The sequence below is a fragment of the Kitasatospora sp. NPDC091257 genome (assembly GCF_044757675.1).
Classification (GTDB): Bacteria; Actinomycetota; Actinomycetes; order Streptomycetales; family Streptomycetaceae; genus Kitasatospora; species Kitasatospora lactacystinica.
Window position 1 is genome coordinate 1 of sequence record NZ_JBIVVI010000707.1, and the last position, 4832, is coordinate 4832.

The 4832-nt window shown below is 72.5% G+C and carries 3 protein-coding genes and 1 rRNA gene; all 4 read left to right on the forward strand.

Annotation, left to right across the window (positions count from 1 at the left end; genetic code table 11):
* A 5S ribosomal RNA gene (gene rrf, locus ACIQOV_RS27805) occupies positions 1-83 on the forward strand; the annotation flags it as partial.
* A gap of 72 nt (positions 84-155) precedes the next feature.
* On the forward strand, positions 156-1166 hold the full coding sequence (gene mshD, locus ACIQOV_RS27810; RefSeq protein ID WP_401053096.1) for a mycothiol synthase: 1011 nt from the start codon (positions 156-158) through the stop codon (positions 1164-1166).
* A gap of 268 nt (positions 1167-1434) precedes the next feature.
* Positions 1435-3705 (forward strand): RNA degradosome polyphosphate kinase, encoded by a 2271-nt coding sequence (locus ACIQOV_RS27815; RefSeq protein ID WP_401053098.1) that lies wholly within the window; start codon positions 1435-1437, stop codon positions 3703-3705.
* Between the two features lie 104 nt (positions 3706-3809).
* A partial coding sequence (locus ACIQOV_RS27820; RefSeq protein WP_401053100.1) for a CHAD domain-containing protein occupies positions 3810-4832 on the forward strand: 1023 nt, incomplete at its 3' end.

The following is a 4832-nucleotide window of genomic DNA, read 5'->3' on the forward strand; positions in this document are numbered from 1 at the left end:
ACATTCCGAACCCGGAAGCTAAGCCTTACAGCGCCGATGGTACTGCAGGGGGGACCCTGTGGGAGAGTAGGACGCCGCCGAACAATTCTTCAGAAAAGCCCCTGATCCACTCGGATCAGGGGCTTTTTGCATTTCCGGTGACGTATCGTCTGGGCATGGACGATCAGACAGCGGTCATTGCGGACGATGTGCTCCGGCCCGAGCAGCGCGACGGTTCCCTGCGTGTTCTGGCGGCGGCCCAGGTGGTGGACGGCCGGGCCGCCGTGTCCGAGCAGGGCCGGCTTCGGTTGCGGAACGCGGAGATCCCGCGGCCGGGTGTGATCCACCTCGTCGAGACCGGGACCGGGACCGACACCGACACCGACACCGAGACCGAATCCGGGACCGGGAGCGGCGCCGTCCTCGGCTACGGCCAGCTCGAGGTGCCGGAGAACCCGGCGGCCAACCCCGCCGCCGAGCTGGTGGTCGACCCGGCCGCCCGCGGCCGCGGCCTGGCCCGTCCGCTGGTGGACGCGGTCCTGGAGCAGGCCCACCGGGCGGGGCGCGACGCGGTGGACTTCTGGGTGCACGGCGGCCACCCGGCGGCCCGGCACCTGGCCGGGGTGTACGGCGCCGAGCTGGTCCGCGAGCTGCGGCAGATGCGCCGCACTGGCCGGCAGACCGAGGAGGTGGCCGTTCCCGAGGGCATCGAGCTCCGGACCTTCCGCCCGGGGGAGGACGACGCCGAGTGGCTGCGGCTGAATGCCCTGGCCTTCGCCCACCACCCCGAGCAGGGCGCCTGGACCGGGCAGGACCTGGCCGAGCGGATCGCCGAGCCGTGGTTCGACCCGGCCGGCTTCTTCCTCGCGACCCGCGACGGCAGGGTGGTCGGCTTCCACTGGACCAAGGTGCACCCGGCCACCGCCACCGAGCCCGAGCTCGGCGAGGTGTACGTGGTCGGGGTGGACCCGGCCGAGCAGGGCAGCGGTCTCGGCCGTGCGCTGACCGCGGCGGGCCTGCGCCACCTGACCGGCACCGGCACCGGGGAGCGCGGACTGGACACCGTGCTTCTCTACGTCGACGCCGACAATCCGGCCGCCGTGCGGGTATATGAACGATTGGGATTCGCCGTTCACGAGGTGGACCTCATGTACCGAGCCCAGTACCGGACGAACCGGTCGGCCTAGCCGGTCCGGGGCATCCGCGCACCGGACTCCCCGGTCCTCCGGCGGCGTCTAACGCGGCCGGGACGGCCCCGCGAGCGGTCGCGGGCGAGGGACGGGACGGCGACGCCCCTTGCTCCGACCGACTCAGCTTTCCTCCTGGCCATGCGGTGTTTACCGTGGATTCAATTGCTGCCGCGAAGATCACAGGATGAAGTCCGTAGTGTCTCGCTCGTGCAGAGTCGACCGCCACGCACCGGCCGGTCCTGTACGGACCGCACCGGGAGGGTGGGTGCTGTCCCCGGGTCCGGCCCGGGGCGAGGGCGACGGCCCGCAGAGCCATTCGCGTCCGGACGCCGTCCTGCTGCTGGAGGAGCTGGAGCCCATGAGCATCCCCCGCCCTGTCTCTGCCCCGCTGTCACCTACGGCCCGGATGTCCGGCGCGCTGGGTATTCCGCCGGAGCTGCCGGCCACGGACGAGGAGGAGTTCGAAGCACTGCCGCAGGGCCGCTTCCTGGACCGCGAGCGCAGTTGGCTGGCGTTCAACGAACGGGTCCTGGAACTGGCCGAGGACCCGGGCATCCCGTTGCTGGAGCGGGCGAAGTTCCTGGCGATCTTCGCGAGCAACCTGGACGAGTTCTTCATGGTCCGGGTGGCCGGGCTCAAGCGCCGGATCGCCACCGGAGTCGCCCAGCGCAGTGCGTCCGGCCTCCAGCCGCGCGAGGTGCTGGACCTGATCTGGACCCGCTCGCGCGAGCTGATGGCGCGCCACGCCGCCGCCTTCCAGCAGGAGGTGCTGCCGGACCTCGCCGGCGAGGGCATCGAGGTGGTCCGCTGGTCGGAGCTGGCGGAGAAGGAGCAGGCCCGGCTGCACACGCTGTTCCGGCAGAAGATCTTTCCCGTCCTGACCCCTCTGGCCGTCGACCCGGCGCACCCCTTCCCGTACATATCGGGACTCTCGCTCAACCTGGCCGTCGTGGTGCGCAACCCGGTCTCCGGCCACAAGCACTTCGCGCGCGTCAAGGTGCCGCAGTCGCTGGCCCGCTTCCTGGAGGCCTCGCCCCAGCGGTACGTCCCGCTGGAGGACGTCATGGGCGCCCACCTGGAGGAGCTCTTCCCGGGGATGGAGGTGCTGGCCCACCACGCCTTCCGCGTCACCCGCAACGAGGACCTGGAGGTGGAGGAGGACGACACCGAGAACATCCTCAAGGCCCTGGAGAAGGAGCTGATGCGGCGGCGCTTCGGCCCGCCGGTCCGGCTGGAGGTCGAGGAGTCGATCGACCCGTACATCCTGGACCTGCTGGTGCGGGAGCTGAACATCACCGAGGCGGAGGTCTTCCCGCTGCCCGGGCCGCTGGACCTGACCGGGCTGTTCGGGATCGCCGAGCTGGACCGCCCGGAGCTCAAGTACCCGAAGTTCGTGGCCGGCACGGCCCGGGGGCTGACCGACGTCGAGTCGGCCTCCCAGCCGGACATCTTCGCCGCGATGCGCGAGCGCGACGTCCTGCTGCACCACCCCTACGACAGCTTCTCCACCTCGGTGCAGGCCTTCCTGGAGCAGGCCGCCGGGGACCCGGACGTGCTGGCGATCAAGCAGACCCTGTACCGCACCTCCGGCGACTCGCCGATCGTCGACGCGCTGATCGACGCGGCCGAGTCCGGCAAGCAGGTGCTGGTGCTGGTGGAGATCAAGGCGCGCTTCGACGAGCAGGCCAACATCAAGTGGGCCCGCAAGCTGGAGGAGGCCGGCTGTCACGTGGTGTACGGCCTGGTCGGGCTGAAGACGCACTGCAAGCTCTCGCTGGTGGTCCGACAGGAGGGCGACACCCTGCGCCGCTACTCGCACGTCGGCACCGGCAACTACCACCCGAAGACGGCCCGGCTGTACGAGGACCTCGGCCTGCTCACCTCCGACCCGCAGGTCGGCGCGGACCTCTCGGACCTGTTCAACCGGCTCTCCGGCTACTCGCGCCGCGAGTCCTACCGCCGCCTGCTGACCGCCCCGCGCGGCCTGCGCGACGGGCTGGTCTCACGGATCCACAACGAGATCGCCCACCACCGGGCGGGCCGTCCGGCCTACGTGAAGCTCAAGGTCAACTCGATCGTCGACGAGGCCGTGATCGACGCGCTGTACCGGGCCTCCCAGGCCGGTGTGCCGGTGGACGTCTGGGTGCGCGGGATCTGTGCGATCCGCCCGGGCGTGCCGGGGCTGAGCGAGAACATCCGGGTCCGCAGCATCCTGGGCCGCTTCCTGGAGCACTCCCGGGTCTTCGTGTTCGGCAACAACGGCGATCCGGAGGTCTGGATCGGCAGCGCCGACATGATGCACCGCAACCTGGACCGCCGGATCGAGGCGCTGATGCGGATCACCGATCCGGCACACCGCGCCGAGCTGTCCGGGCTGATCGACCTCGGGGTGTCGGACGAGACCGAGTCCTGGCACCTGGGGCCGGACGGCGCGTGGACCCGCCACTCGCAGGACGTCGAGGGCCGTCCGCTGCGACACGTCCAGGACCTGCTGATCGACTCGCGCCAGCGCCGCCGGGCCGCGACCTCGCGCTGACGCGTCCACTGATGCGAAGCCGCCGGGACGGCAAGGGGACCTGTCCCGGCGGTCGGCCACCAGCTCCGGGGGAGCACCTCGGAGGAACGGGGATCTACCACGCCATGACCGAAGCGCCGATGACGGCCCAGGCGGCCTCCACAGCGACCGCCGGGGACATCCTTTCCCACCACCTCACCGCCCAGGCCGGCGCCTTCCTGCGCGCGCTGCCGCTGGCGGTGGGCGAGGTCGGCGCCAGACCCGGGACGGCCTCGGTCGTCCCGTCGGCCGGCACCTCGGACCTGCTGCGGGCCGTCCGGCGGGTCGGCGGGCTGCTGCACACCTTCGGCTCGGTCTTCGAGCAGACCTGGGCGCAGGAGTCGCGCACCGAGCTGCGCTGGCTGCTCAACCTGCTGGCGCTGGAGCCCGGCTACGTCCGCCGCTCGGCCCGGCTGCTGGGCGCGCTGGACTCGCTGAGCGGCACCGACCCGGACGGGACGGGCATGCTGGCCGGCCACGTGGGCGCCCCCAAGGCGCGGGCGCTGCTGGACCGGCAGCTGACCCTGGCCCGGACCAGGGCGCACTCCACGGTGCTCCAGGAGCTCCGCTCCGCCCGGCTGCACGCGCTGGCGGACCGGATGACCCTGCTGGTCGGCGACGCCCCGCTGCTGGAGTCGGCGGGCGGCCGGGCCCCCGCGGTGCTGCTGCCGCAGGCCGCCGCCGCCTTCGCCGCGCTGACGGTGGGCGCCCAGCAGCTGCCGCTGCGGCGGGCCGCGACGCCGTACGGCGGGCACGGGCTGCGCCGGCTGGGCACGGTGCCGGCGTCCCGCGGGGCGACCGACGCGGACACCGCGCTGGCGGCCGACGACGCGCCCTGGGCCCGGATGCGGATCCTGGTGAAGCGGGCCCGGTACGCACTGGAGGTGTGCGGCCGCGCCTCCTCCGAGCTGGACGGGCTGGACCTGGTGCTGGCCCGGCAGCAGGAGGCGGCGGACGCCGCCGTCACCGCCGCCACCGCGGCGCGCACCCCGCGGATCACCCCGGCGACCGCGTACGTGCTGCCGAAGCCGCAGCAGGAGTCGGCCGCGGGCAGGTCGACCAGCTCAAGGTCCTCGACGGCGCGCAGTAGCCGGTCGGGGCGGTCGCCG